Genomic DNA, 576 nt, shown 5'->3' on the forward strand with positions numbered 1-576 from the left:
CCGCTGCAAGCCTACTTCCGCATCAACGCCAAAAACGCGGGTCAGTTCGAGCGCACGCTGATTATCGCCGAGGAGGGCGCGTTTGTGCATTACGTGGAGGGGTGCACCGCCCCGGTGTACGCCGAAGAAGCCCTGCACAGCGCGGTGGTGGAGATTATCGTCAAGCGCGGCGCGCGCGTGCGCTACACCACCATCCAGAACTGGTCGAAGGATGTCTACAACCTCGTCACCAAGCGCGCGGTGGCTTACGGCGACTCGGTGATGGAATGGGTGGATGGCAACATTGGGTCCAGAGTGACTCAAAAGTACCCCTCCGTCTATCTGATGGAGCCGGGCGCACGCGGCGAGATTCTGTCGGTCGCGTTCGCGGGCGACGGACAGCACCAAGACACGGGCGGCAAACTCATCTTCGCCGCGCCTTACACCACTGGACGCATCACCTCCAAGTCCATCTCCAAGGGCACAGGACGCGCGAGCTACCGCGGGCTGGTGCAGGTGCTGGAAGGCGCACACCACGCCAAGTGCAATGTGGAGTGCGACGCGCTGCTGCTGGATGTGGACGCCAAGACCGACACC

General features: G+C 63.0%; 1 protein-coding gene. It reads left to right on the top strand.

Annotation, left to right across the window (positions count from 1 at the left end):
• On the top strand, positions 1 to 576 hold a 576-nt coding region (locus NW837_RS15130), incomplete at both ends, for a SufD family Fe-S cluster assembly protein (protein WP_414332447.1).

It is taken from the genome of Synechococcus sp. R6-10, from assembly GCF_047461815.1.
GTDB lineage: Bacteria > Cyanobacteriota > Cyanobacteriia > Thermostichales > Thermostichaceae > Thermostichus.